The organism is Microcoleus sp. A2-C3 (assembly GCF_036706065.1).
Lineage (GTDB): Bacteria > Cyanobacteriota > Cyanobacteriia > Cyanobacteriales > Microcoleaceae > Microcoleus.
In genome coordinates, this window is sequence record NZ_JAUBVX010000060.1 from 1 (window position 1) to 24,099 (window position 24,099).

At 47.6% G+C, this 24,099-nt stretch carries 20 protein-coding genes and 1 pseudogene; 13 read left to right on the forward strand and 8 right to left on the reverse strand.

The genetic code is table 11. The annotated features are described in order from the left end of the window. Positions 1-78: 78 nt before the first annotated feature. From QUB66_RS24845 to QUB66_RS24855, 3 genes and pseudogenes are all read right to left on the reverse strand, one after another. Positions 79-1,053 (reverse strand): annotated as a pseudogene (locus QUB66_RS24845) (RNA-guided endonuclease InsQ/TnpB family protein); the annotation flags it as partial. 323 nt (positions 1,054-1,376) lie between these two features. Beyond that, a complete protein-coding gene (locus QUB66_RS24850; protein WP_332970230.1) occupies positions 1,377-1,577 on the reverse strand; it encodes a heavy-metal-associated domain-containing protein in 201 nt (66 codons plus the stop codon). 188 nt (positions 1,578-1,765) lie between these two features. Next, positions 1,766-2,530, reverse strand: a complete 765-nt coding sequence (locus QUB66_RS24855) for a sulfotransferase domain-containing protein (RefSeq protein ID WP_332970229.1) — start codon at positions 2,528-2,530, stop codon at positions 1,766-1,768. A 249-nt stretch (positions 2,531-2,779) separates the two neighbouring features. Here QUB66_RS24855 and QUB66_RS24860 point away from each other — a divergent pair, with 249 nt between their 5' ends. The 10 genes from QUB66_RS24860 (at position 2,780) to QUB66_RS24905 (ending at position 14,080) form a co-directional block, all read left to right on the forward strand. Next, positions 2,780-2,995, forward strand: coding sequence for a plasmid partition protein ParG (locus tag QUB66_RS24860; RefSeq protein WP_332970228.1), 216 nt, complete (start codon positions 2,780-2,782; stop codon positions 2,993-2,995). Between the two features lie 55 nt (positions 2,996-3,050). Further along, on the forward strand, positions 3,051-3,257 hold the full coding sequence (locus tag QUB66_RS24865; protein WP_332971286.1) for a hypothetical protein: 207 nt from the start codon (positions 3,051-3,053) through the stop codon (positions 3,255-3,257). Continuing rightward, a complete protein-coding gene (locus QUB66_RS24870) occupies positions 3,254-3,652 on the forward strand; it encodes a hypothetical protein (protein ID WP_332970227.1) in 399 nt (132 codons plus the stop codon). Before QUB66_RS24865 ends, QUB66_RS24870 begins: the two co-directional genes overlap by 4 nt. 18 nt (positions 3,653-3,670) lie before the next feature. Continuing rightward, positions 3,671-4,078 (forward strand): hypothetical protein, encoded by a 408-nt coding sequence (locus tag QUB66_RS24875; RefSeq protein ID WP_332970225.1) that lies wholly within the window; start codon positions 3,671-3,673, stop codon positions 4,076-4,078. A gap of 547 nt (positions 4,079-4,625) precedes the next feature. Beyond that, complete coding sequence (gene hpsA / locus QUB66_RS24880) at positions 4,626-9,689, forward strand: hormogonium polysaccharide biosynthesis protein HpsA (protein ID WP_332970224.1); 5,064 nt, start codon at positions 4,626-4,628, stop codon at positions 9,687-9,689. Between the two features lie 40 nt (positions 9,690-9,729). Then, a complete protein-coding gene (gene hpsB, locus QUB66_RS24885) occupies positions 9,730-10,389 on the forward strand; it encodes a hormogonium polysaccharide secretion pseudopilin HpsB (RefSeq protein ID WP_332970223.1) in 660 nt (219 codons plus the stop codon). A gap of 64 nt (positions 10,390-10,453) precedes the next feature. Next, positions 10,454-11,527 (forward strand): hormogonium polysaccharide secretion pseudopilin HpsC, encoded by a 1,074-nt coding sequence (hpsC, locus tag QUB66_RS24890; RefSeq protein ID WP_332970222.1) that lies wholly within the window; start codon positions 10,454-10,456, stop codon positions 11,525-11,527. A gap of 60 nt (positions 11,528-11,587) precedes the next feature. Continuing rightward, positions 11,588-12,250, forward strand: a complete 663-nt coding sequence (locus QUB66_RS24895; RefSeq protein WP_332970221.1) for a pilus assembly FimT family protein — start codon at positions 11,588-11,590, stop codon at positions 12,248-12,250. 548 nt (positions 12,251-12,798) lie between these two features. Then, a complete protein-coding gene (locus tag QUB66_RS24900; protein WP_332970220.1) occupies positions 12,799-13,338 on the forward strand; it encodes a hypothetical protein in 540 nt (179 codons plus the stop codon). 181 nt (positions 13,339-13,519) lie between these two features. Beyond that, the gene (locus QUB66_RS24905; protein WP_265237584.1) at positions 13,520-14,080 is read left to right on the forward strand and encodes a transcriptional regulator; all 561 of its coding nucleotides are present in this window, start codon (positions 13,520-13,522) and stop codon (positions 14,078-14,080) included. Between the two features lie 210 nt (positions 14,081-14,290). On the opposite strand, the gene QUB66_RS24910 is transcribed toward QUB66_RS24905, so the two are convergent. Further along, on the reverse strand, positions 14,291-16,177 hold the full coding sequence (locus QUB66_RS24910) for a peptidoglycan D,D-transpeptidase FtsI family protein (RefSeq protein WP_332970219.1): 1,887 nt from the start codon (positions 16,175-16,177) through the stop codon (positions 14,291-14,293). Between the two features lie 203 nt (positions 16,178-16,380). Further along, positions 16,381-16,965, reverse strand: coding sequence for a hypothetical protein (locus tag QUB66_RS24915; protein WP_332970218.1), 585 nt, complete (start codon positions 16,963-16,965; stop codon positions 16,381-16,383). A gap of 340 nt (positions 16,966-17,305) precedes the next feature. On the opposite strand from QUB66_RS24915, the gene QUB66_RS24920 reads away from it, so the two are divergent. The 3 genes from QUB66_RS24920 to glgB all read left to right on the forward strand — a co-directional run bounded on the left by QUB66_RS24920 (position 17,306) and on the right by glgB (position 21,025). Continuing rightward, positions 17,306-17,539, forward strand: coding sequence for a serine protease (locus QUB66_RS24920; protein WP_332970217.1), 234 nt, complete (start codon positions 17,306-17,308; stop codon positions 17,537-17,539). A gap of 114 nt (positions 17,540-17,653) precedes the next feature. Further along, positions 17,654-18,325 carry a glutathione S-transferase family protein gene (locus QUB66_RS24925; protein ID WP_332970216.1) on the forward strand — a complete coding sequence of 224 codons (672 nt, stop codon included), beginning with the start codon at positions 17,654-17,656 and terminating at the stop codon, positions 18,323-18,325. Positions 18,326-18,730: 405 nt separating this feature from the next. Beyond that, on the forward strand, positions 18,731-21,025 hold the full coding sequence (gene glgB, locus QUB66_RS24930; RefSeq protein ID WP_265237574.1) for a 1,4-alpha-glucan branching enzyme: 2,295 nt from the start codon (positions 18,731-18,733) through the stop codon (positions 21,023-21,025). Between the two features lie 333 nt (positions 21,026-21,358). Here the strand turns inward: glgB and QUB66_RS24935 are convergent, their stop codons facing one another. From QUB66_RS24935 to QUB66_RS24945, 3 genes are all read right to left on the reverse strand, one after another. Further along, the gene (locus QUB66_RS24935) at positions 21,359-22,276 is read right to left on the reverse strand and encodes a glycosyltransferase family 2 protein (RefSeq protein ID WP_265237573.1); all 918 of its coding nucleotides are present in this window, start codon (positions 22,274-22,276) and stop codon (positions 21,359-21,361) included. A gap of 375 nt (positions 22,277-22,651) precedes the next feature. Beyond that, a complete protein-coding gene (gene hpsJ-B, locus QUB66_RS24940; RefSeq protein WP_265237572.1) occupies positions 22,652-23,482 on the reverse strand; it encodes a hormogonium polysaccharide biosynthesis protein HpsJ in 831 nt (276 codons plus the stop codon). Positions 23,483-23,529: 47 nt separating this feature from the next. Next, on the reverse strand, positions 23,530-23,913 hold the full coding sequence (locus QUB66_RS24945) for a hypothetical protein (RefSeq protein WP_265237571.1): 384 nt from the start codon (positions 23,911-23,913) through the stop codon (positions 23,530-23,532). Positions 23,914-24,099 lie beyond the last annotated feature (186 nt).

The following is a 24,099-nucleotide window of genomic DNA, read 5'->3' on the forward strand; positions in this document are numbered from 1 at the left end:
TCATCTTTATTTGGCAATTTTACTAGCTTTTTCATTTTAACCCTTTTTTGGCATACTCGCCAAAGTGAGATGCACCCCATGGCAAGTCTTGGATGAAGGAAACCATCGATCAATTTCGATATAAATCTTTCCTTCAAACTCAGCCTTGTATTTAAGCATCGTGAGAAACATACCCCAGCCAACATCGCTGATCGCTTTGGCTAGATTATGATTCCGTACCATGCCTTTGATGTTGAGATTTTCCACTGCAATAACTTGGTTTTCGTTTACTACCTTGCGGGATAGTTTGTGCAGAAAATCTTCGCGACACCTGGCAATTTTGGAGTGGACTTTCGCCACTTTCAATCTGGCTTTATTGCGATTGTTGCTACCTTTCTTTTTCTTGGATAGCTTTTGCTGTTTCCGTTTTAGGTTCCTTTGATGCTTGACCAAGAATCTCGGATTATCAAACTTTGAGCCATCACTGGTAATTACAAAATGAGTTAATCCCAGATCAAGCCCAACCGCTTTATTAATTGGTACTGATTCGGCTTGATCTTTGCCATCATATGTGCTGAGCGTAGTCGAAGTATCGACTAGAACGGAAACAAAGTATTTACCGTCAGGGTTGCGAGATACTGTGACAGTTTTAATAGCTCCATCAAAATTTCTATGCAGCTTGCAATGTACCAAACCAATCTTAGGTAGATTGATATAGTCATTTTCAAATTTGACGTTTTGGGGATAACTAATCGACTGTCTACCATGCTTAGACTTGAATCTAGGCAGCATGGCGCGTTTATCAAAAAAGTTTTTGTAGGCTGTCGATAGATTCAATGCCACGACTTGCAAGCATTGAGAATAAGGATCTTTTAGCCATTCATATTCTTTCTTGAGATTGGGCAACAATCCTTGTATATACCCTCTAGTTAATCCCTTACCAGTATTCTTATATGTCTCTTGACAAAGGTTTAAGGCATAATTCCAGAACCATCTGCAACAGCCAAAAGACTTTGCAAGCAAGGTTTCTTGCTCACTTGTTGGATAGATTCTGTATTTATATGCTTTATACATTTATCGAGAACACCAAATACTGATTAAACTCTCATAGCTCAAATAGATAGAATTGACTCGCTGTCGCTCAATTTGTTTTCTGGCTCGTTTTCATCCCGTCGCTCACCTGAGTACAGGTAGAGCGCGGGACTTCCCACTCACGCTAGTTAAATTAGTCAGTAGTCATTGGCAATTTCTGTATACGCGGATTCTGTAGCGGCGAGTTCACCGATATCTATGACGCACATCGAGAATATTTGTAAACTCGCCCTCCCCAACCAAAGATTCATGTAAGGGATTATGTTTAAAACGGCCCCGACTAGAAACTAGGGCTGATCCTGATATTATGCTTCGACAACAGTGTGACCGGAAGCAACCACAGCTTGTTTAATAGACTCTTCCGAGGCTTTAGCTTCCACGGTGACAGTCTTGGCTGCTATATCTACATCGATTTTCGCATCGGATTCAACAGTTTTGATGGCTTCGGTAATAGTGGTTCCGCAGCCGGAACAGACGATCGACGGAACATGAAGTTTGAGTGCCATAATTAAACCAGTATTGTAGATTGCAGGATTTATTCTGCCTTTATTTTAACCTTATTTCGGTTGGTTTTCATAAGATTTTTTGAAAGTTTAGCTGCGGGTAGAGACTCAGGCATTGCTTTTTGCCGTCTCAGCAGTGCGCTTTCGGTGCAATTCCGGCAGGGGTTTAAACCCCTGTCGGACTTATTATTTCAGTCCCAGCCGAAGTCTCGATCGCACAATTGAGCTAATCTCTGATTGGGCGATCGATAATATGCCCTTAATTGCTCGTATACCGTCTCGCTCACGGGCGGATATTGGTTGGAATTGTATTTTTCGTAGGTTTCTAATTCGTGCGGCGGCAAGCCTAGAAATTTTAACACGCTGTTGTATGTGCCGCCAGGATTTGTATACAAATCTTCGCTTTTGAGGATTAAAAGTTGTGATTTGGGAAATAGCTGCATCCAGTCTGGAAGTTGGTCGGCGTAGAGGCCGCGGCTGAGATATGTATGGTGGCGGTGGTTGTAACTTTCGTAATTTGGGCTCGCTAGGATTTTTTCGATTTCCCCTTGGAGTCTTTCGGGTTCCGAGGCGATCGCACTTTCGAGAGATAGCGATTCGTAGCCAATTTTTATGTAGTAATGATAATGGGAAATTGCGCGCTCTACTGGGTTTCTCAGCAGGGCGATGATTTTAACTTTGGGACATAAATCGTGGATGCGCTGGGCGACGCGGGGATGAAAAATATAGTAGGGGCTGGCTTCTCCGGTTAGCTGGTGTTCGCCGCTTTGGGCTTGGGGAAATTGGGAATAATACCAGTCGGGGGTTTGGTCGAAGTTGAGGTCGAAATAATGGATTTCTTTTTGGGCGGCAGGGGCGATTTGGGGATGTTGGATTAGGTAGTTGTACAGGGATGTTGTGCCGCCTTTTTGGACACCGATGATGATGAAATCGGGGGGTTTGGAGGGTTGTTTCATGGGTGGGTGATGATATCGGGCGCTTCGTTGGTGTCGATTTTGGCGTCGAACTGTTGATAAATATAGCTTACAGCCGAGTTACGATCGCGCGATCGTCCAATTAACTCGGCGGGGTTGTCGTTTTTTTTGCTATATCTGTTATTATATCGACATAGGGACAAGCCGATAAGTCCTTATGTCGATAAACGCCCATATCCGATCGCGCGCCTGTGTGTCAGGCTAGACACATAGACAAATCGATATAGCGATATGGCAACTTTGACTACAAGTAAAACTGTGTCCGTAAAAATCTATCTACCTGAAGAGACAAGAGCCAAGTTCAAAGCATCTTGCGCCATGCGTAGCCTCAGCATGAATGAGGTTCTGTTGGAGTACATCGAAACCTGGTTACAGGAAAACGAACCCGTTTTAGAGTCAAAGCCGAAGTGCGTCAAGACGGCCGCGAAAACTGAGGAGACAGACTGATGACCGATCGACTATATCGAATAAACGGCATCCTCGAACAAACCGCGAGGGACAAATGTTGAGAGATTCAGACAACCCTGAGAAATCTTGGGAGGATTTAGAAGCTGAACTAGCGGAAAACCCGGACAGACCTTTTTATGCCCGGAGTGACGCAGAAGCTTTTAAACGCTGCGAAAAACAAAATCGCGAAGCAACGAGACACTCGGACGTAACCGGCAGACCCTATTACACTTGTGATGAGAAAAGAGGGAAAAACTCATGACCGAATATCGATTAACACCCGCAAAGTACCGCCACGTTCAGGTAGTGGTTTGTCTCAACCGTGTTCGGTTAGACGGCTACGCTAACTCTGATGAGGCTTTGGCAAAGCTGAGCGAACTTGGTTACAGTCCCCAATTGCGTTATCAATGGAATCCAGAGCGAGATGAATTTGATTTGTATGCGCTGATTCATGATTTGCCACTAGATGAGTCGCTAATGACTGACCAAAAGTGTCAGGAGTTTTTTAGGTATTTTAGGCACAGTCAGATATATTCGATCGGCTGCGGACACGCTGACCCCGATTGGTTATTTGTTTGGGGCTTTAATGACGCGCGCCGTCATGCTACGCCGGAGGAAATTGAGCCTCTACAAGCAAATGCTACGGCTGCTGCTTGATATTTGAGGAGACAAATAATGATGACTAACTCGAATTACCGACTGCTACCCCCGAAAGATGAGTACGTGCAAGTGTCTATCTATCTGAATCGGGTGCACTTGGATGGATATACGCCCGATCGCGCGATCGCACAATTAATCGAAATGGGTTATGCTCCTAGTTTGCAATATCAGTGGAATCCAAAACGCAATGAGTTTGATTTGTTTGCTCTGATTCACGATCGCCCGATCGCCGATTCACTGATGGATAAACAGGCTTGTGATGCTCTCTGGGCTGCTTTTAAGGAATCTTCGCTGTACGTGATTGGTTGCGAGGCGGCTCAAAATCCTCATTGGCTGGCTGCGGGCAGTTTTAATGACCCGCGCCGTCACGCTACAGCGGAGGAAATTGAGCCTCTACAAGCAAATGCTACGGCTGCGGCTTGATATTTGCGATCACACTTTTGGACAATAAGATCGCGCGATGGGTGGGAGGACACGGCAGTGCCGTTTCCCTACGGGCGATCGCACAACAACCAAAATTCGATCGCACTACGGCCGAAATTCGATCTCCCTAAATCCCCCTTAAAAAGGGGGACTTTGAGAACACTCTTGTCCTCCCCTTAAGAAACAGGGCTTTGAGAACACTCTTGTCCCCTGCTTCTGAAGGAGGGCTAGGGGGGATCGAATCTCGGCACAAAAACAGCACCTCCATTTGACTTTACCGCTGGGCACTGACATCTCGATCGAACTAGACTAGAGTGGAGTTCCCGAACCAAAATCCTTGTAGGTCAAATCTTTCGGGGAAAATATATCGGCGATGAGTTCGATCGCGGGTTTGTCGGTTTTATTTTTCAGCGAGAGTACACATTTTGTGAATTTGTGCAAGGGCTGATATGGATGTTGGGGAAATTGGGAACTATAAAGATGGGATCGTAATGTCGAGCAGTATCTACCTGCAATACCATCTCTGAAAATATCCGGGAAGGCGTTAATGTTTAAAAGCAAATTATCCAGAGTTATCGTATCTTTGCTGCGGCGCATCGCTGGTGTTACCAGATCCGGGGCAAATCGGCTGATGAGAGCAATGCTGCGTGCACTGATGGCTATGAGCCGCAGGGCGCAACTGCCTGTGGCGGGGTTTGTGCTGCCGACGGTGACGATGGTGTTGCTGGTAGTGATTTTGTTGACTGTGGCGATTACTTTGCGATCGTTCGATCGGGCAAATACGGCTCGCAACGTGCGGGTGAACCAGCAGGTGCTGGCGGCCGCTACTCCCGCGATCGATCGGGCAAAAGCGAAAATTCAGTTTATGCTGCGGGAAGACCCGCAAAAGCCACTGGCGACTCCCTCCGACAATGAAATGTACCGGATGATGTCCGATAGCACTGGTGCTGGTAGTGGTACCGATACTTATACCTTTGGGGACGAGACACGCCTAAAAGTTAAAGCTAACCTAGACTCTGTGCCAGCCATATCTCCAGATCTTAAAGTTACAGATGCAGGCTTTAATCTCGAAACAAACGAATCAATAAATACTGCTTGGAGATATCCCGTCGATACGAATAACGACGGCAAATTTGACACTTTTACCCTTTACGGTATATTTTTCCGCAGCCCCCCACGTATTCCATCAGGTATTAATGCAGGCGAGTTTGAGAGGGCAAGAAAACCGCTGGAAGCAAGAACGCCACCGATGTCCCTTGGGGTACTGAAAAAAGGATGTGAGGCGGCGGCAGGTAATATCGCTAGCTTGGTTGGGGATTCCGGTTGGTACAGTGTTAACGGCAGACTGTTAAAAAGTTTCTTTGTTTACACGGTTAATGTACCGATTAAAGATCAAGCAGAAGCGGCAGCAGCGCAGGCGTTGGATAATACTCATCAGTATCTACCCTTCACAGGCACTACCAGCATATCGGCTCTCGAATACCAGCAAGACCAAAGTCGCATTCCCCTCAGTAACAATGCGGTTGTGTACGAAGACGACTTAGAAATATCTCCCGGCCCTCCGTTAAATATCAACGGGCGAATGATTACAAATAGTAATTTTTTAGTGTCGGGGTTAGGCGGTGATGACAATTTAAAATTATATCAAGTTAGCAGCCCTAATTCTTGTTTTTACGAGCAAGAAAATAGCAAAATACTTGTCGGTGGCAATGTAGTAAATGGCGGTTCGGGTGATAATTTTCCTTCTAATACAGTTCAAGTACACCTGTTTAAAAAGCCGGCTCCAATAACCGATCAAAAAATTAGCACGGCATTCACCCCTAAAATAAAGGGTCAATCTGTTAACAAAACCTCTACAGCTTTAGACGTACTTTACAACAACGAAGCGTTTCAGGATCGCATCAGCTTGCTAGTGGGGTGGCAGTCGAGGACTAAACCCGCGACTGATGACCCATTGTCAGTCCAGAAGAGACCGACCACTCAGAGCCGGGAGCAAGCACTAGAAAATTATTTTAAACTCACAACCCGAAAAGTTCCCTTTGCTGACGTGGCATTTGGAGACAGCGGAATTGTTGGCTTCGACCCGCTACCACCAGCACCAGCAGCACCAACCGGAGGCTCGCCCATTCTAGATAGCGGGGAGAATCTGCGACCGATCGACGCATGGAACCTTCCGACTGATGCCAACACTAAACTAAGTCTCAATCTCAACCAGCTAGAAGCAACAAAGATCGATCCAAAAAATCCGATCGAAGAAGAAGCATACTTGGGCGATCGCTTGGTTGCAGGCAACAGCTTGCCTAATAAGTGGTGGGACAGCACTAAAAGTGAATTAGTCAGCACTCCGCAAGAAGTCGCGGGAAAGTGGAATACCGACGCAACAGAACCAACTCGCACGCGCACTTCGCAGATAACACAGCTCGCTGACGTGGGGGCGACAGACCGAGGTAACGGTTTAGGAGAAAAGACAGATGCAGATTTAAGAGACGGTTTCTGGGAAGCATCAGCAGCCCAAATACCTAAAACAGCAGTCGATGGCATTGGCGGTTTGCGGGTCATCACCAGTGCTGGAGTTTACGATCGCAGAAATTCCTTCCTGCCGCCGCCTGTTTGGCTAGACGCTGCGGGTACTCCAAAATATGGACGAGCAACAATCAATGACTCCCTGGCTCCCGGAAATACTTATGACGACCCAGCAATGCCGGGTAGACAGGAGTTCCCAGTGGTTTGGCCAGATACGATGCCGATGTCACCGCTCGGCCCAGGTTCTCAAGTCTATAACAATAATGCTGTTGTCGGCAGCCCTCGTGATTCAAATTGGGTGCCCTTTACATGGCTGCCAGATGGCTCGAATCTGCCGTCGGCAGTACCCCTTAATGTAACATCCCCGGTTGTTGAGCTTGCCGCTAAGAATCCTCAGTATGCCAAAGGTGATTTGCGGATGCGGGCATCGGCAGTTTATCACTATGCAGAGGAAGGCTACAAGGCTGACGACATTGTTCCACCAGCTCAACCAGTCCAAAAGCCGATCGCCTGTATTAGCAGCTATTACGACCCCAGCAGCGCTTTGACAGCGCGAAATATCGATGATACGCTGCTAGCCGATGTCAGCGGACAGGGAGCACAGGCCCCAGCCGTATTAGTAGCAGGGCTACCCAAACTTCCTGCTGTAGGAACGCAGCCGAAAGTCATCGGCTCTAACAACGGCATCACCTACGACTTCCCTGGAACAGCCAGACCGACGGGTGCTTCCACTGTGGCGAACGGCTTGTTGAGCGGTGGCGATACAGTTTTGGATAATCAAGCCAACTTAGTCTTCCCCGACGGTCGGTTTGCCAACGGGCCTTTGAGATCGGCTCTTCAAGTGGCTGAAACTAATCGCACTTTGGCACAAAAGGCTGCTATAGACTCAACAAATTGTGCACTTCACATTCTGAGTGGTGCGATTCCCAATGACGCAAAGATTCCTCACGGAGCAATTCAAGAAGTATCATTTTTGAATGCCAGAGAAATCAAGGCGATCGATCGCGACGATCCGACTACCACCGTTAATGAAACCTTTACCCTGAGCAGTCCTCTTAAAGGCGTTGCGGGCGCAGCAAACTTAACAGGAGATTACAATCAGCCCATAGAAGAACGGCAACCCCTAGAAATTCGCGCCACTCAGATTGATTTAGATCAACTTCGGAAAAAGACGATCAATCAAACTAATGCTACTGGGCCAAGCCCGGAGTATTTGCTGCCAAACAGTGGGATAATTTATGCAAGCCGAGATGACGCGCTGCCTGATCGCAGCGATCGGACAGGCGACGAAAAGACCAGCAAAAGAGTCAGCCCCTCGGACTCTCTGCTCGATCCTACCCGCAAACCCAACGGCATTGTCCTAATCAACGGTAAGGAACTATACCGCGGCACGACCCCGGACGTAACCAGTGTGACAGATATAGTCAAGCAAAAAGGCTTGATTTTAGTTTCTAATTTGCCGGTTTATATCAAAGGAGAGTTTAATCTTCACAGCGGGGGAGAAGAGTTCAATACGCCGCTGCCAAATAATTGGACGGAAGCTGATTTCTACGGAAGGAACGGGCTTAATAATAGTTTTGCCTGCCGTAAGGGCGACCCCCGACTTACGGCTTGTGGGGGTGACAATTGGCGTCAGGCAACTGTATTAGCAGATGCTGTCACACTGCTGTCAAAGAATTATCGTTTTGGCTTCCGCAACGAGGGTGACTTTGACCTCAGAAATAATGTCGGCGCTGCTGCTGTATCGCCCCGCAAAGAGCAAGGATTTTTCAACAACAACTTTGTAACTAACGGGCTCACCAGCGGGGTATTCTCACCTATTGGCAGTCTCGTTACGACTGGAGGGCTTACAGACCTAAGCTACAAGACCGTCCCCACTAAGCTTGATAGTTCTTACTTCACTAACTTCGCCACCCCTGTCCAGCGGCGCGGGAACTTCCCAGAGTATTTGATGGAAGTTTGTATGAAACTGCCTGTTTCGGAATGCAAAGCTGAGGACTGGTATGTCAATCCGGTAGCAAAAGTGAGGGCAAACACTATCGGCGGCGGTTATGCCCCATCCGCTGATTTTAAAGCCGGAACAACTGCTACTCTCTCATATCCATTAGATACAACGTTGCAACGTTTCCCCCGCCGCGTTGCTTTTCAAAGAGACGCTACTACTTATGCTCTGACAGGAGGGCCATTAGGAATTACTGGCGGAGCGGCTAGTCCTGGTGTTGGCGCTCTAAAAGACAATTCTCTGTGGTTTGCCACGTTAACTGGCACTTCCATGAGTTACGACGGGACTTCTGATGTACCCTTTGCACTCAACACCAATGTCAAGGATTTGAATAATCAAGATTTGCCTGTTTTAGCAGGTAATCTTTTCCAGCCACTGCTGATGCCAGTCTTGCAGATCCAAACAGTGGAATTGGATAATGGAACTGGGAATACGCCACCGCAAGGGTATACGGTTACAAGAACCGGGTGGATAACGCGAGCCGAAGAGACAAACTTTAATTTAATCATCGGTTCCGGGGACATTCCTTCACGCAAGCTCGACGGCACTACCGGTGACTTTAACGGTGGCTTGCAAAATTTGCCCCGCTTCTTGGAGAGCTGGAATAACGGCACCGACATTAAGGCTAAGATTAAGGGTTCTTTCATCCAACTAAAACGCAGTGCCTACAGCACCGGGCCTTATCAGCCGATTTTGCCAAGGACTTCTCCGCAGCAAGATGCAGCTAGGAAACTAAAAAGTCTTTTCCAGCCCCCAACAACTCCACCTCCTACAGTTGTTTATACAGCTCCTGAAGTTGTCCCAGACTCCCCCGGATACAGAATTGAGGGAAACGGTCTCCTTCCCTTCTTCAGACCGCCAAGTCGGGATTGGGGTTTTGATGTAGGCCAGCTATCTCAGCCACCTGACTTGTTTACCCAAAGGTTCACAACTCCTCCCAGAAAGACTGAGCCGGCCGAGTATTTCCGGGAAGTACCTCGGAATGACGAGTGGGTACAAACTTTAATGTGCGGAGTAACGGACAACGCTGCTGCCACAAACGCCACGGAAACCCTAACAACTGCCGATCGAGCTAAATGCCTCTAACCCCCTAACTTTCCGCCGCGCAATTACTGGAGTCCTATTTATGACTAAGCAAAAACAACAGCAAAATTTATCTCACTCACGAGATGGTGGCTACACGATTATCGAGTCATTGGTAGCGATGATTGTAGTTTCCGTGCTGATGATTGCGATCGCCCCGGTGATGGCCTTCTCAGTAGCAACTCGCGTCCAAGCGCGGCGGACGGAACTGGCCACACAGGCGGCGAGAACTTACATCGACGCTCTCAGAACGGGGGCGATCGCGAGTCCAACACCAGGCCCGGGTGGTAAAGGATTCCCCATCCAAGTCACCACCGCAAATGTGGCAGATGCTACTGCTCCGTCAGACCCAGACAATACTTTATATTGCATTGACATGGATGGCGGAGGTTGTAAGCCTACTAGCAGCAGAGACTTTTACGTTCAGGGTGCTTGGCGAAATCCATCAAATCCCCCCGATCCCACAACAACGGGCTACGAGTTAATGGTGCGGGTTTACAGGGCCGATTCCTTTGCGCTTCCGTCTGGCGAGACTTTGAAGCAGAACCCAAAGAGTGCGAAAAAGCAATCTGTTGTGGGGGGTTTGGGCGATCGTACTATGCCAGTAGTAGAAATGACTACACAAATTCCCCGTACTACAGGAGAGACCTCCGCGTATGAATCGTTGTGCGCTCGACTCGAAGGTACCAATGGCTGTAAGTAACAATCAAAGTCCCCGTTATTAAATTTAAAATCGCTCCCTCCATTTGACAAAGGAAAAAGTCAAAATGAAAATTTTACTCAGGTTGCTTCTCAAAAGTCAGCACCAACAAAACCGCTCAGGGCCAGCTCAAACCGAAAAGGGCATGACTCTAGTCGAGCTATTAGTCGGCTCGATTATGGCGTTTTTAATCATCACCCCCATGCTCGCCTTTGTAGTCGATATGCTGAATACCGACAGGAGAGAACAAGTCAAGTCAAACACCGAGCAAGACCTTCAGGCGGCAGTTGATTTCATCGCCCAAGACTTGAGTCAAGCTATTTATATTTACGATCAGGCAGGAATCACTGCTATTAACCCCGCGACTAAACTTCCTGCACCTCCTAGCAATACTACTGGTACTCCAATTTTAGTATTTTGGAAGCGACAGCAAATTAAAAATGCTGTTCCTATTAATTCGGCTGTTAGTGCAAAAAAACCAAGCGATTGCCCACCTAACGGTAGTGAGTGCAACGACACTTATGTACTGTCATTAGTTGCCTACTACCAGATTAAAGATACTACTCCTAACCCTATTTGGTGTCAGCCTTTAGGAAGCCCTTGTCCTAGTCGTATTGCCCGCTATGAAATTAGGGATGGAGTCAAAAACCCAAGTTCATCCGCCGCATCCGATCCAGCCTATCCTTACTACAGTCTTACTGACTCAAACGAATATGCACCAGATAAAGCGTTTAATCCAGCTTTTGACATTAATAATAAGCCCACAGTAGATGTGACGATGGGAGCCGATTTTAAAGATCCTGAAGTATTGGTTAATTACATCGACCACACCAGCCCAGTGCCAACACCAATTGACCCAAAAGAATGCGAAAACGCTCTTGGAAATCCTACTGATACAACAGGAGTTATGCCAACACCAATCCCAGAAACTACTCTAAAAATAACAGATTCTTTAAGTGCCAAGCCAACTAACAGTTTCTATGCTTGTGTAGATACAGCTAAAAACGTAGCCAGAGTTACGATTAGAGGAAACAGCCTCCGCCGCCTTCAACCAAACGATGCTGATTTCAAAACAACCAGTTCGGCATTTTTCCCAACCGCAAGCGTGCAAGTAAAAGGCCTAGGTGCGCGAGGACAGTAACTGATATTTGAAACAGATTTCCGAATCGCCCTCAGCCGATCGCAAAAACAGGAGAAAACTATGAAAACCCCACCAATATTATTAAAACTTTTGCATAATTCTGCTGCCAAAGCCCACCCTAAATTCAACAAAACTGCATCTAGAAAGGGCGATGGAGGATTCACGCTTCTAGAAGTGCTGGTGACAGTGTTGGTATTAGGCATATTAAGTTCGATCGCCGCTCCAAGCTGGCTGGCATTCATCAACAGACAAAGAGTCCGCACAGTCAACGATCGAGTCCTCCAAACCTTGCGAAGTGCACAAAGCGAAGCAAAGCGAACTAAGAGCGATAGATTAATTACATTCTTTAATAATATTGCTCCTTTTGACCCGCCAACAGCTACAATTAACACCACAGCAACTCCAGCCCCAAGCCCTCCTATACAAACAGTGACTTTCGACGCTGGAGGCGAAATTAAAAAAGGACAAATTAAACTTTCTGCTGCTAGCTGTCCTGCTGGTGTGTGTACCGCTGCTACTACTAGCTCACTTATTTTTAGTTATAACGGTATAGTCGATCCAAACGATTCAAAAAATCCAAAATTACCTTTTGTGGTCACAGTTGCTCCTGCTGGTGGCGGTACAAAGCAGTGCGTAATTGTGGAAACTATCCTAGGAGGAATGAGAACTGCTGAGGGAAAATACGATACTAATACAAAAGAGGGTTGTCCAGCAGTTCCCTAGATATTTTATACTCTCTGACAGCAATTCCGCATAAGTTCTGAATTGCTAAAAAATATTAACATAAATTATTTGATATTTTAAATCCAATTAAAAGAGTCAAACTACGCAGCTAGAACTAAAACAAATAACAGTTCAGCCAGGAAATCAATTACAGCCAAAAGACCTAACCTGGCAGATGTTTGAAACCATATTAGCTGAACAGGGATAAAAGCGCTCATCCCGACTTTCATACAGTAACCGAACCTTAGAAATCATGGTTTCCTGCATGGAACACGAAGTTAACAAAGTGCTGATTAGCGATTAGTAAAAAATCTCCTCGAAGAACTAGATATAGAATTTAGACCGCTGGGCTAGACTACATTTAAAAATGCAAAAATAGCTCAAGGAGTAGAAGCAGACAACAGTTTCTACATCTAAAACGAAGCCGCAGTCAGAGGCAAAAATCGCATCGACTTAGCCACAGACCACCCTCCCAATTTAGCCATAAAAATCGACATCACATCCCGCACTCAGCTCAACAACTACGCAGCATTAGGAATTCCCGAACTGTGGCGCTACAACCGCCACAACCTGCAAATCAGTGTCTTCCAAGATGGAAAATACATCAAGGCCGATCACAGTTTCCAGTTTCCCAACTTCCCGATCGCCCATCTCATCCCCCAGTATATCGAACGGAGCAAAACAGCCAGCAAAAACGTCGCTATCAAAGCCTTTCGAGCTTTAGTGCGATCGCAAATTTAGCAACCCCCGCAGACTCTCATCCACACCGGGCGATCGAATCAATACCCGTGATTTCTCCGAAAGGGCGATCGAATCAATACCCACCATTGATCCGATCGGGCGATTTCTCCCAAAGGGCGATCGAATCAATACCCGCCATTGATCCGCTGCGGGATCTCTCTAGCGACACAGCACTACCGTGTCCCGACTACCGTATTGTTGTTGTAAAATATACATTGCAAGCGATGCCTGTAGGGAAACAGCACTGCCGTATCCTGACTAAACTATCCCTTCCAGCATATACATTGCAGGCGATATTTGTCGGCAAACAGCACTGCCGTATCCTTACCCGCAGCTTGTTTAAATAGATATAAAATTTCAGTAAATACCGATCTACACAGTAACCAAACTCAAAAGTTAAAATCGAGCCATCAAAAATAGTTTCTCCTAGCCATTTTTCATTTCAAGCTAAATATCAAGGAGTGCATCTACGTGTCAATACATAAAACGCTCAAAAGCAGAGCCACTGCACCTGCCGCCGGTTTTACAATGGTTGAGTTATTGATAATTATTTTAATCATAGGAGTGTTTAGTGCGATCGTCACTCCCAGTTGGCTGATGTTCATCAACAACCACCGTTTGAAGCTATCAGTCGATCGGGCTTATTGGGCAATGGAATTAGCCCTAAGCAACGCCAAACGCGACAAAATTTCATGGCAAACTAGCTTCAAAGAAGTAGGAAAAAACCTACAAGTAGCAGTCCACCCAGCCGAGATTACCCCAGCCCAAGTACCACCCAGTCAATGGAAAAACCTAGAACCGCAAATTCAAATAAATCCCGATGAAACAACACTGCTCAACGTCAATGAAAACAACAAAGCTACAGGAGAAAAAACAATTCGGCGGGTAATGTTCAACTTCCGAGGTTGCGTCGTTTATAACAGTACCGACGAGTGCGGCCAAACAAGCCTGCGAGCAAAAGGAACCCTAACACTATCTCATCCCGATTTAAAAAATAGCGATCGCTGCGTCATCGTCTCCACTCTCTTAGGACACAAGCGCACCTCCCAAAGACAACGCACAGCTAAAGACGGCAGATATTGCTACTGAGACTACATCCAGACCTCACCCTTGTATGTACTCTTGTCCCCCCCGTTAAGAAGGGTGTGCACAAGAAGCACTCAAAGTCCCCCTTCTTAAGGGGGATTTAGGGGGATCAGGCCTCGGATTTGAACGACAGATCCAAAGGACTTTAGTCTTAAGTAGACACTTATGCGGGTGAACCAGCCCCACGCGAATCATCTCCATTCAACCGACTTCCTACTTCTTACTCGGTGGAATCTTCTCAATATTAATCAGCGTCTCCATCACCGACTCCACAATCGGCGCCGCCACAACTCCCCCCGAACCACCCTTCGGTTCATCAATCACCGCCAGCACCACATACCGAGGAGCCTCCGCAGGCATGATCCCCACAAAGCTAGTAATAATCGCCTTATCAGAATAACCCCCACCAGCATTAGCTTTTTGAGCCGTCCCCGTTTTCCCAGCAATCCGATACCCAGGAATTTGTGCAGCTTTCCCCGTACCACCATCCACCACAGTTTCCATCATTTCCAAAACCTGCTTAGTAGTTTGTGGCGAAAAAACTTGTTTCCCAACAGCCCTCGGCAGCTTCCAGAAAGCTTGACCTTCCCGATCAAAAAGTCCCCGCACAACATGAGGAGTTACCAACTTGCCACCGTTAGCCAAAGCCCCGTTAAGCTGCACCAACTGCATCGGAGTTATCGAAAAACCCTGCCCAAAAGCCGTAGTAGCAACTTCCACCGGAGAATTAATAAATTGCTCGCGATTTTTAAGCTGACTGGTTACTTCAAAAGGCAAATCAGTTCCTGCACTTTGTCCCATTCCCAGTTTTTCTAAAGCTTGATAGTAAAGAGAAGCTTTCATACTTCTCATGACGTGCACCATCCCCACATTACTAGAATGTTTCAAAATCTCCGTAACAGTGGAAGGGCCGCGGGCACCTGCTTGTTTGTAATCGGAATTTTGGATAGTCCAGCCATCCATGTAAATCCGACCTTCGTCGTTAAACACAGTGTTAGGTTTCACCGCACCGGCTTCTAGGGCGATCGCCACATTAATCGCTTTAAAAGTCGAACCAGGCTCATAAACATCAGTTACAGCCCAATTTTTATAGCGCGACAAATCGAAATTAAAATATTGATTCGGGTCATAGGTAGGTTCAGCCACCATTGACAGTAATTCCCCGTTGCGGGCATCCATCACAATCACCGTGCCCCGCTTCGCCCCGTATTTCAGCATTTTCTCCTTCAGAGCAATCCGCGCCGCCCGCTGCAAGCGACTGTCGATCGTCAATTGCAATTTCAAGTCATCAAGCTGCACAAATCCCGCCGTCAGGCGATCGGGAAGCCAATGTCCATCGATCGACTTACTAAATTGGATCGACGGCATCGATCGTTCCAGCAAATTCTGCTGGCTGTATTCCACCCCAGCCTGTCCCTTCTGTTCCCCATCCACATAACCCAGAATATCCGCCGCCAACTCCTGCTGCGGGTAAAAACGCTGCTGCTGCCGTACCAACTCCAGCCCATCCACGGGACTATCTTTAATTTGCATCCGCTCCACGCGATCGGCTACCTCTTGAGCCAAAGAACTAGCAATAGTAATACCGCTTTCGCCCAGATTAAACCTTCGCAGCAGTTCAGTTTCCGCCGTATTGCCAGGGGCCACTTCGATCGGCAACATCGGAGCCAATTTAGCAGCAATATCCCCCTTTGAGTGCTTGAACAACTTCGGGTGAGCGTAGAGCGTGTACACCTGTCTGTCGATCGCCAAAACATTCCCCGTGCGATCGACGATCGGGCGTCTCGGCACAAACGGCTTCGTTTTGAGAGTTTGCTGTTCAAGAGCCTGTTTGCGTAGCGCCGGAGCTCGCGTCACCTGCAAATAGAACAAATTTACAGCCAGCCCCAGCCCGGATAGCATCAACACCACCCACACAGCCCACAAGCGGAACTTGCTGCGTTTTAAACGTTCCAGCGGTGGCCTCGGCCGGGGCTGGCTGCTAGCCTTAGTCGCAACTCTGGGTTTGGTCAGTTTGCCCCACCAAACGCCATCGCTCGACGCTTTTGGACGTTTAAAATTCGGCGATCTGTAGCGGTCAAAACGGGGATCATAGCTCATAAAATTAAAAATTTAAAAGCAACTTATATCATTTTGGATTTTGGATTTTAGATTTTATATTTTATAGCAATCACCCAGACCGTTAAGCAGTTCTTAATTGCATAAACCTTTGCGATCGATTCCTTCAGACGAATCACGAATGCTATCCGTTCAAATTATCGGGCCCTCGGACAGTTCCCTTGGGCCCTCTCCGCGTTGACCCCTCAATAGCCCAGTGGCGTTGCCACACTTGATGGATTTTTGAGAGCAGGTGCTTCGGAGTTTGGAGCCTCTGCACCGAGCGATCGGTTTTCCGGGGCCGGGCGCAAGAAAATCGTGTCCGCAGGCTTCTGAGCAGCCAAACCCGTTTCTGGATTTGCAGCTTCTTTAGCAAGTTGGTTTTTCAAGACTTCGCTAGCAGCACTCAACTGCTGTTCACCCCGACGCAGAGTTTCCAGCTTTTGATACTCTTGACTCCAGCGCTGCTCGCCGTAAACAGTCAAACCGTAGAGAGTCAGAGCACCACCCAAAATCAGTACCACTGCCGCTGAGGAGGCCCGCTCCATCCGCAGGAGCGATCGCAACCACATCGGTTGCGACTGGCGATCGGGCATCACTTTCAGCACCGATGCTGCCGCGCGCGGTTTGGCTTGTTCGTCGGCTGGCGAGTAGTTAGGCAATACCGGCCCAGTTTTTGCCCGTCTAGCTCGGGCAATAGAAGTAACTTTGCTTTTGGCAGGGTATGTAGTGGGCTTGCCGGTCGATCGCGAGCGGCGAGGAGAATCTGGGGATCTGATAGCAGCGGTCATAGAATTCACCAATACGTATAGTGGGGCAGCTTCAGCTTGATTGAGGTTAGGAGTTTTTTCGGTTGCCGATCGCCAATTTCTGGAAATCTCGGATCGATCGGTTATCCTTTACCTAAAGATACCTCACTAACCAACCAACCCATCCTACCACTGGTCTCTTTGACTTCTAGATTTGCCAAAACAAGGAATTTTTTGCCGATTCGCCAGAATCAATGTGAAATTTATTAATAAATGCAGTATTGTAATCAACGAGCGAATCGTCAATCTATTCGTGCCAGCATTGTTTCTCAAGTACACTATTCCCTTCCTTGCGATGGGTTTTGAATGTTAAGGAGTGTTTATGAACAAGGGTTTAATTCGTTTGACTTTGGTAATTGGCATTGCAGCAGCCCTCGGTGCTTGCGGCGGTGAAGGCGGCGGTGGCGGTGCTAGCCCCACCCCTGCTGGTGGCACCACTACTACTCCTCCTGTTTCTGCTCCAGCACCGACAGCATCTCCAAAGGCTACTCCTGGGGCTGGTGGAGCTGGGGCTGGTGGAACTGCTTCCCCTTCTCCCGCTCCTAAAAAGCCCTAACTAGGGGTTCCCGGAGTGTTTGCCCAACGAGCCTAGCCAGTGGGTGAAAAATAGTTCGCTCTTCGCATTTTTTCATCTCATCAGTCTAGGCCTCAAGTTGGGTGTTATTATCAGATGCTTTTACTACAGTTCAGTACCTCCCCTTACTGCCGCAAAGTCCGCTTAGCGCTTGGTTACAAGGGCATCCCCTTTCAAGTGGAAAATTTGACTCCGGGCTTGCACGTTTTGAAACTCAAGCCTCTAACGGGAGGTTTGAGGACAGTGCCGGTACTTATTCCTCAACTTGAAGGTCAACCGTTCGCGATCGCAGACTCGACGCAAATCTTGCACTCGATCGAGTCTCGCTTCCCTTCCCCGCCACTGTTGCCCGCAGACGAGAGTTTGCAAGCAGAGGCTTGGATGATCGAAGACTGGCTCGATGAAAGCATCGGCATTGCCACTCGATTTGTTTACTACGAGTTTCGCGCCGGTGCGGGCAAGCAAATTGACCCATCTGTTTTGAGCCAGTTAGTGATTCAATTGGCGCGTCGTCAGTTCGGCATTAACCACGCTTCGGCAAAACTAGCCGAGTTGCGCCTGAGTGCTGCTTTAGGCCTGTTGCAGCGTCGCTGGCAGGATGGTTCCTATTTGGTAGGCGACTCCTTGAGCGTGGCAGATATCACTGCTGCCGCCCTGCTGAGTCCTTTAGCTTTGATTCCTCAATACCGGATTGAGTATCCTTGGCTGTTGGATCGCATTGCCAAAATTCACCAGGTTTGCGGCGAAACCCTGCCTCCGGGATTTTAAAAGATACCTGTCGGGCGATCAACAAAGCCTAAAAATTCCAGCTATCAATCAAAATTAAGTTCTTCCAAAAACTCAGGCTCCTTCACGCCCCTGGTTAAACGAATCGACAAGAGTTTGAAAAAGAATCACATATCACACAGTTTATAAAAAGTCAAGGATATTTGGGGAAAAATTTATATTTTTCAATCTGTTTTAAGATTTGTATAGTGAAATGTTAGGCGTTAGCAGTAAAATCACAGCTTGACCGCCAGCAAGGCAATCAGATTGCCTGCTGTGTGGGCAAGGGCGCACGTTGGAGCAGTGAGCGTGGTAGGATTAGCGATCAAAAATGTATCCAAATGTAAAGTGCAGCGTCGCTCTAGGTTTTGAAAGCCATTTAGTTAAAATATTGAGGTAAGTAGTTTTATGCCCGCGACAGTCCCCATTGAACAGATTAACCGGATTGTTGGAAATCAACACGACGATCCATTTGAAGTGCTAGGCCCCCACGCGATCGAAGAAAATGGCAAAAAATTCTGGGCCGTCCGAGTTTATCTGCCCAATGCGGATGCAGTATCGGTAGTTTTGCCAGAGGCCAGGGCCGAATACCCGATGACATCAGGGCATCACCCTCACTTTTTTGAATGTACGATCGACACCCCAGAACTAGCAAACTATCAATTGCGAGTCAAAGAAGGGGAACACGATCGTTTTATCTACGACCCCTACGCCTTTCGATCGCCCAAACTGACAGAATTTGACCAACACCTATTCTCAGAAGGCAACCACCATCGGATCTACGAAAAACTAGGGGCCCACTTCACCGAAGTAGACGGCATCACAGGAGTATATTTTGCAGTTTGGGCTCCGAATGCCCGTAACGTCTCAGTTTTAGGAGATTTCAACTATTGGGACGGCCGTAAACATCAAATGCGGAAATCCCAAAACGGCATCTGGGAATTATTCATTCCGGGACTATCCTACGGAACTCACTACAAATACGAAGTGAAAAACCAAGACGGACATCCCTACGAAAAGTCCGACCCCTACGGTTTTCAGCAAGAGGTACGGCCAAAAACAGCCTCAATTGTCACAGACTTAGATACCTACACTTGGAACGACAGCGCTTGGATAGACCAGCGGCGGCACACAGACCAACTGACACAACCAGTTTCGGTTTATGAATGCCACATCGGTTCTTGGCTGCACGCCAGCGCTGGGGAACCCGCCCTGGGGCTAAATGGGGAAATAGAACCCGCCGTTCCGGTTTCGGAACTGAATCCCGGGGCGCGCTTTTTGACTTACCGCGAATTGGCCGATCGGCTAATTCCCTACGTCAAAGACTTGGGATTCACCCACATCGAAATGCTGCCCATCGCCGAACATCCCTTCGACGGTTCCTGGGGCTATCAAGTCACCGGCTATTTCGCCCCAACTTCCCGCTACGGCACACCCGAAGATTTCATGTATTTTGTTGACCAGTGCCATGCCAACGGCATTGGCGTACTCGTGGACTGGGTACCGGGACATTTCCCCAAAGACGGCCACGGTTTGGCTTTCTTTGACGGAACTCACTTGTACGAACACGCCGACCCCCGCAAGGGCGAGCACAAAGAGTGGGGAACCCTAGTATTTAACTACGGCCGCAACGAAGTGCGGAATTTCCTAGTATCAAACGCTCTGTTCTGGTTTGACAAGTATCACATCGACGGGATTCGCGTAGATGCCGTAGCCTCGATGTTGTACTTAGATTACTGTCGCGAACCCGGAGAATGGCTGACCAACCAGTACGGCGGCCGCGAAAATATCGAGGCGGCAGATTTTCTGCGTCAGACAAATCACGTCATTTTTAGCTATTTCCCAGGGGCACTGTCGATCGCCGAAGAATCTACCTCTTGGCCGATGGTATCTTGGCCGACCTATGTAGGCGGTTTGGGCTTCAACCTCAAGTGGAACATGGGTTGGATGCACGATATGCTTGACTATTACCACATGGATCCGTGGTTCCGCCAGTTCCACCAGAACAACATAACTTTCAGTATGTGGTACAACCACAGCGAGAATTTCATGCTGGCTTTGTCCCATGATGAAGTCGTCCACGGCAAGGCCCACATCATCGGCAAAATGCCAGGGGACGAATGGCAAAAGTTTGCAAACGTGCGGTGTTTGTTTACCTTTATGTTTGCTCATCCCGGCAAAAAAACGATGTTTATGGGGATGGAGTTCGGCCAGTGGCATGAATGGAACGTTTGGGGGGATTTGCAGTGGGAGTTACTGCAATTCGATCCGCACCAAAAGTTGAAGCTATTTTTTAAAGATTTGAACCATTTGTACCGCAGCGAAACGGCACTTTACAGTCAAGATTTTGCTGAGGATGGGTTTGAGTGGATTGATTGCAGCGACAATCGGCACAGCGTGGTGGCCTTCGTGCGCCGCGAGAAGGATGGCGATGAGTTTGTGGTGACAGTGTGCAATTTTACGCCGCAACCGCACTCTCACTATCGTGTAGGAGTGCCGGAACCGGGTTTCTATACGGAGTTGTTTAACAGCGACGCGCGGGAGTACGGCGGCAGTAATATGGGGAATTTGGGGGGTAAGTGGACTGATGAGTGGTGGTTCCACAACAGTGCTTATTCGATCGACTTGTGTTTGCCACCTTTGGGTGTGTTGATCTTAAAGATCGATCGGGTAAAAACAGCAGCCAAATCTCAAGAGTTTTAAGTTGTGAGAGTTTTGAGTTAACAATCAAAACTTGATTAAACTTCAAACTTTGAGGGTATTCAGAAACCCGGTTTCTCCAAGAAACCGGGTTTTTCTTCTGTTTTCCTGTGTCGCATATTCTTAACGGAACTTACAGAATTTTAGATTTTAGATTTTAGATTTTATACCATTTCTCAAAAAATATGTAACAGTAATCGTAGGGTTTGTAGCCATTTTTAATCTCTGGCATTCAATCGCAAATCTCATGGCGACGCACCTTATACGCCGGCCCCGTGAAAAAACAACCCTCCGTTTCATTCCGCCCAACAATTCCCAATTCCCAATTCCCAATTTTCAACTACGAGTATCCGACGCACAAATATTAGATGAAACTTTAGACGGCTCAACTGTTATTACTTCCGAAATAGACTGTTCCTCCACTGCGTCTAAATTTGGCAGTGGCATATGTTTCATTTCCCACACTTTGAGCAAAATTAGATATTCGTAAAAAGCTTGTAGCGTGCACCAAGCCAATCCCGCTTGACCGTCAAGAAATCCGCCGAGTAAAATATACATATAGAAAAAGCGCACGACTGGCCGCAAAGGCAAGCGCAAAGAAAAATCTTTCAAAGCGCGCCGCCTTTCCACCTCCGAGGCGCCAAATACTAAATCCCACCAATTCACCTTGCCCGCTTCTAATTGACGCAAAGTTTCGGCTGCTTCGTCAGTCGAGTAGCGGTTGTGCTTTTCAATCCAGCGGGAAAGACCTTTGCTGCAAGTATAGTGAGGGTAAGTTTCCTTCAAAAAGTGAGTAGGCCCATTGCAGACTTCCCGTTCAGTGTGACCGTAATCAGTAAACCACACTTGGTCTTTGCGAAATAGGCGCATTTGATAGCGGGGATATTGAGTGCTGCGACGAATCCAGCGCTCCATAAATATTACTTTTTCAGCTACGTAATAACCGATATATTCTTGACTTACGATCGCCTTTAAGCATTCAGCAAACAGTGCAGGCGTCATCCGCTCGTCAGCTTCGAGGATATAAACCCATTCGTACTTGCATTCTACTTCTTTGAGCATCCAAGTCCGCTGGCGTCCGTGAGTTTCAAAGCGGTGCTGCACTGTTTGCACCGGATAGTTATGAACAATGTCAAGGGTGCGATCGCTGCTGAAAGAATCAACTACAATGATATCGTCACAAAGCATTGCCGATTCTATGCAAGCGGCGATATCAATCTCTTCGTTGTAAGTCAGAATATAAATTGAGAACATTCCCAGCTTTCAGTAAGGGCAAACTATAGCAGAAGGAAGAAGGAAGAAGTCATTGGTCATCAGTCATTGGTCATCAGTCATTGGTCATCAGTCATTGGTCATCAGTCATTGGTCATCAGTCATTAGTCATCAGTCATTGTCTCCAGTCATCAGTCATTAGTCATCAGGAAGAAGGAAGAAGGCTCTTCGACTACGCGAGGGGATTAACGCCCTGCGTTGGGCAGAAACCGGGAAGAAGTCGATGTGAAAATGCAAGAAAATCAATGGCTTCAGTCATTAATAAGGTCGTAACTGCCAGGCGCGGTTGCTATGTTCAGCAGATTAAGTATTTCTCGCAAGATATCTTGACTTACGGGTTCTAGGGGCTGGCGCAGGTCAATTTTTGCGGTGGCCGAACCGCAGAATTCCCATACTTCGGAGTCCAGTCCAACCAACAGTAATGTAGCCGATGGCCAACAGCAAACTGTTGATTCCTGTCTGCAAACTCGAATTTCTCGATCGAGTTCTCAATTCTTTCTCTTTTTGTTGCTTGCGGGTGCGAATCTCGTTGCGAGCTTGATTTGGCAGTTCTTGGGCTTGCTGTTCTAGGAACTTGTCGAGGGCTTTCGGGTCATTTTTCGACTCCTGAAGCACAGCTTTCAATTCCTTGGGAACATCTGGACTCTTGAGTGCTTCTTGCAGCTTCCCGTTATCTTGCAGCAGGGCGCCTATCTGGCTGCGGCGCTGGCTTTTGAGCTGTTCTACCTGAGCTTTAAACTGCTCACTTTTAATTTGCCCTTCTAGTTGAGTTTCGGCTTGTCCGGCTTCTTTCTCGACTTGAGCCAGATTATCCTTGAGTTCCAAACGAGTATTGTTAAGATGAACGGGAACCAGCAATAGGTAAATTAGCCCTAAAAAGCTGGAAATCAACAGGGCCCAGAATCGCAAGTCAACCCAAACATTACGCCGCTCAATAGAGACTCCGCTGCTGCTGTCCACCCAAAAGCCCGTCATTAGCAGGGCGATACCCATCAAAGGAATAATACCCCTATCAACTATCTGAGTTGCTGCGGCAAGCTGCCAGCCTCGATTGCTCATATCGGAGATTTCTCCCGGCAGCGACAGAACAATGCAGTCAAGCAAGGCAGAGAGAATCAAGATAATCCCGACTACTTTGAGAGTGCGAGCAGCTACTGAAGAAAATTGACGGCTGTTAGTTGCTTTCATAATTCCTGTGAGATAATTCTACAGCGTTAGATTGAACGACATTTTGTTTAATGAGTTATAGCCTTTCTCAAAAAGGTGAGGTATGAATTTTGACCTGGAAAGCTTGACAATACAGGGTTTCTGCATACCTCATTTATCTGAGAACCGCTATAACTGGTGAGAGCGCTCAATTGCTCTTCCTCACTGATTGCTTCGCTTGGGGGCAGCCATCGCGTGGCCGGCGCCACAGCATCCCAGAGGTTAAGTCCCGAATCTGTGGAAACAGCAGTGCTGAATTTGAAAATGGCTGTTGAGATGGGAAACTCCGCAGACGAAAGACGAATCAAACCGTCCCCCATTTGATGATTTTGGAAGCCCCAACCAGAGGCTGGCGCAGGTTGGTACTTTACGTTATTTTCCACCAAAATAGCTCGATCGGGTAATCGCCTCAACTTTCCTCCCAGTTTTCACAGGCTGCGATTGCCACACCAGTCGATCGGAGTTGCTGCACGATGTATGCAGACTTTGACACAGGAGGCTGCGCCCTAGAGGCGGCGGCTGTGAAGATTTGTCAAGATAGCACTCACCCACGGGCCCCCGTGAGGGGGCAGCGCACAGATGGTTCTGCACGCTTGTGG

Bases quoted from the DNA above. Each gene is read 5' to 3' on its own strand.
- hpsC (WP_332970222.1), top strand. From the start codon at position 10,454: ATGAAAATTTTACTCAGGTTGCTTCTCAAAAGTCAGCACCAACAAAAC.
- QUB66_RS24925 (WP_332970216.1), top strand. From the start codon at position 17,654: ATGCTTTTACTACAGTTCAGTACCTCCCCTTACTGCCGCAAAGTCCGC.
- hpsJ-B (WP_265237572.1), bottom strand. From the start codon at position 23,482: ATGAAAGCAACTAACAGCCGTCAATTTTCTTCAGTAGCTGCTCGCACT.
- QUB66_RS24875 (WP_332970225.1), top strand. From the start codon at position 3,671: ATGATGACTAACTCGAATTACCGACTGCTACCCCCGAAAGATGAGTAC.
- QUB66_RS24860 (WP_332970228.1), top strand. From the start codon at position 2,780: ATGGCAACTTTGACTACAAGTAAAACTGTGTCCGTAAAAATCTATCTA.
- QUB66_RS24910 (WP_332970219.1), bottom strand. From the start codon at position 16,177: ATGAGCTATGATCCCCGTTTTGACCGCTACAGATCGCCGAATTTTAAA.
- QUB66_RS24905 (WP_265237584.1), top strand. From the start codon at position 13,520: ATGGTTGAGTTATTGATAATTATTTTAATCATAGGAGTGTTTAGTGCG.
- QUB66_RS24850 (WP_332970230.1), bottom strand. From the start codon at position 1,577: ATGGCACTCAAACTTCATGTTCCGTCGATCGTCTGTTCCGGCTGCGGA.
- QUB66_RS24895 (WP_332970221.1), top strand. From the start codon at position 11,588: ATGAAAACCCCACCAATATTATTAAAACTTTTGCATAATTCTGCTGCC.
- QUB66_RS24865 (WP_332971286.1), top strand. From the start codon at position 3,051: ATGTTGAGAGATTCAGACAACCCTGAGAAATCTTGGGAGGATTTAGAA.
- QUB66_RS24870 (WP_332970227.1), top strand. From the start codon at position 3,254: ATGACCGAATATCGATTAACACCCGCAAAGTACCGCCACGTTCAGGTA.
- QUB66_RS24935 (WP_265237573.1), bottom strand. From the start codon at position 22,276: ATGTTCTCAATTTATATTCTGACTTACAACGAAGAGATTGATATCGCC.
- hpsA (WP_332970224.1), top strand. From the start codon at position 4,626: ATGTTTAAAAGCAAATTATCCAGAGTTATCGTATCTTTGCTGCGGCGC.
- glgB (WP_265237574.1), top strand. From the start codon at position 18,731: ATGCCCGCGACAGTCCCCATTGAACAGATTAACCGGATTGTTGGAAAT.
- QUB66_RS24855 (WP_332970229.1), bottom strand. From the start codon at position 2,530: ATGAAACAACCCTCCAAACCCCCCGATTTCATCATCATCGGTGTCCAA.
- QUB66_RS24920 (WP_332970217.1), top strand. From the start codon at position 17,306: ATGAACAAGGGTTTAATTCGTTTGACTTTGGTAATTGGCATTGCAGCA.
- hpsB (WP_332970223.1), top strand. From the start codon at position 9,730: ATGACTAAGCAAAAACAACAGCAAAATTTATCTCACTCACGAGATGGT.
- QUB66_RS24915 (WP_332970218.1), bottom strand. From the start codon at position 16,965: ATGACCGCTGCTATCAGATCCCCAGATTCTCCTCGCCGCTCGCGATCG.